The organism is Paraburkholderia humisilvae, assembly GCF_902859855.1.
Lineage (GTDB): Bacteria > Pseudomonadota > Gammaproteobacteria > Burkholderiales > Burkholderiaceae > Paraburkholderia > Paraburkholderia humisilvae.
In genome coordinates, this window is record NZ_CADIKH010000264.1 from 1 (window position 1) to 2,386 (window position 2,386).

At 63.4% G+C, this 2,386-nt stretch carries 1 protein-coding gene and 2 pseudogenes; 1 reads left to right on the forward strand and 2 read right to left on the reverse strand.

Features of this window, described 5'->3' with window-relative positions:
• Window positions 1-160 (forward strand): annotated as a pseudogene (locus tag HV796_RS41705) (D-amino acid dehydrogenase); the annotation flags it as partial.
• Window positions 161-319: 159 nt separating this feature from the next.
• On the opposite strand, the gene HV796_RS41710 reads toward HV796_RS41705, so the two are convergent.
• Window positions 320-2,110, reverse strand: a complete 1,791-nt coding sequence (locus HV796_RS41710) for an acyl-CoA dehydrogenase (RefSeq protein WP_175233475.1) — start codon at window positions 2,108-2,110, stop codon at window positions 320-322.
• Between the two features lie 109 nt (window positions 2,111-2,219).
• A pseudogene (locus HV796_RS41715) lies at window positions 2,220-2,386 on the reverse strand (electron transfer flavoprotein subunit alpha/FixB family protein); the annotation flags it as partial.

Below are 2,386 nucleotides of genomic sequence, written 5' to 3' on the forward strand. Positions count from 1 at the left end.
CACCGGGCACGGCACGCTCGGCTGGACGATGTCGTGCGGCTCCGGCCAGTTGCTGGCGGATCTGATCTCGGGCAGGCAACCGGCGATCCAGTCGAACGATCTGTCCGTTCATCGCTATGAACACGAGTTCGGCGCGACGCCGCGTCCCGCGTACGCGTAATCCGCGCAGCGGCAGTCGCATCGCGTTCGCGGTGCCGCGCATGGAATAGAAAACGGCGCTTCGCATGGTGGTGCGGAGCGCCGTTGTATTTTGTTACGCCGGAACGGCACGCTCAGACCTGCGTCGCTTCTGATCCGCTTCTAATCCATTCCCAAGCATTCAGAACTGATCTTCCGACAGCCCAAGCACCCCCTCACCCCCCCTCGCGCTAACAATCGACGTTTCAAGCGCGGCCGCCTGCGGCAACACGTGTTCCGCAAAGAATTGCGCGGTCGCGATCTTCGCCTGATAAAACGACGGGTCTTCTTCAAACTTGCGCGCGGCCGCGAGCATCGCGCGCGCCATCTGCCAGCCGCCGAGCACGATACCCGCGAGCGTCAGATACGGCACGCTTCCCGCAAACACCGCGTTCGGATCGTTTTTCGCGTTCCAGACCACGAAGTTCACTGCCGCCTGCAGCGCGCGTTGTCCGTGTGCCAGTTGTTGCCGCATCGATTCGAACGCCGCACCGCGCTGTGCGCCCAAGGCATCAACCGTCTGGCCAATCTGCGCGAGCAGTTGCCTTGCGACCTCGCCGCCGTCGCGCAGCGTCTTGCGGCCCACCAGATCGTTCGCCTGGATCGCGGTTGTGCCTTCGTAAATGGGCAGAATGCGCGCGTCGCGGTAGTACTGCGCGGCGCCGGTTTCTTCGATAAAGCCCATCCCGCCATGCACCTGCACGCCGAGGCTCGCCACGTCGAGCGACAGTTCGGTGCACCAGCCCTTGACAATCGGCACCAGAAACTCGTAGACCGCCTGATGTTCCGCGCAGGTCGCCTCGTCCGGATGACGATGCGCGATATCGCGATGCGCGGCGGCGACATAGGCCAGCGCACGCGCGGCCTCGGTGAGCGCGCGCATCGTCGCGAGCATCCGGCGCACATCCGGGTGATGGATGATCGACACCGGCTCTTTCGCCGAACCGTCGACTGGACGGCTTTGCACGCGCTCCTTCGCATACGCGACGGCCTTCTGATACGCGCGGTCGGACACCGCGACGCCTTGCATCCCGACCGCAAAGCGCGCGGCGTTCATCATGATGAACATGTACTCGAGGCCGCGATTCGCTTCGCCGATCAGATAACCGGTCGCGCCGCCGTGATCGCCGAACTGCAGCACCGCGGTCGGGCTCGCCTTGATGCCGAGCTTGTGCTCGATCGACACGCAATGCACGTCGTTGCGTTCGCGGGTCGAGCCGTCCGCGCCGAGCACGAATTTCGGCACGATAAAAAGCGAAATGCCCTTCACGCCCTCCGGTGCATCCGGCGTGCGCGCAAGCACGAGGTGGACGATGTTGTCCGCCATATCGTGCTCGCCCCACGTGATGAAGATCTTCGTGCCGAACAGCTTGTAGCTTCCGTCCGGCTGCGGTTGCGCGCGCGTGCGCACCAGCGCGAGATCGGAGCCCGCCTGCGGCTCGGTCAGGTTCATCGTGCCGGTCCACACGCCTGATAGCAGCTTCGGCACATAGGTCTGTTTTTGCATTTCGCTACCGGCCGTAAGTAGCGCTTCGATCGCGCCGTCGGTCAACATCGGGCACAGCGCGAACGACAGGTTCGCCGCGTTCAGCATCTCGAGGCAGGGCGTCGCGATCAGCTTCGGCAGGCCTTGTCCTTCGTACTCGGTCGGATGTTGCAGGCTTTGCCAGCCGCCGGCGGTGAACTGGCGAAACGCGTCGATAAAACCTGGCGTCGTGGTCACGTTGCCTTCATGCCAGCTACTCGGATGGCGATCGCCTTCGACGTTCAGTGGCGCCACCACCTCGCCGCAAAACTTCGCCGATTCCTCGAGCACCGCTTGGGCGGTCTCCGCGTTCGCGTCTTCGTAACCGGGCAACGCGGCAATCTCGTCGAGTCCGGCCAGTTCCTTCATCACGAACAGCATGTCCTTGATGGGTGCCGTGTAGCTCATCTCTGTCTCCTCCGTGCCTGATAAAAAAGGGGCGCTGGATGGTTGATCCTTGCGCCCCTTCCTGATGCCGGACACCTCACGCCGGCGCCGTCGCTTTGCGAATCTCCAGTCAGCCGAGTTCTTTCACGAGTTCCGGCACGACCGCAAACAGATCGCCGACCAGCCCGTAATCCGCCACGCTAAAAATCGGCGCCTCCGGGTCCTTGTTGATCGCGACGATCACCTTCGAGTCTTTCATCCCCGCCAGGTGCTGGATCGCACCGGAGATGCCCACCG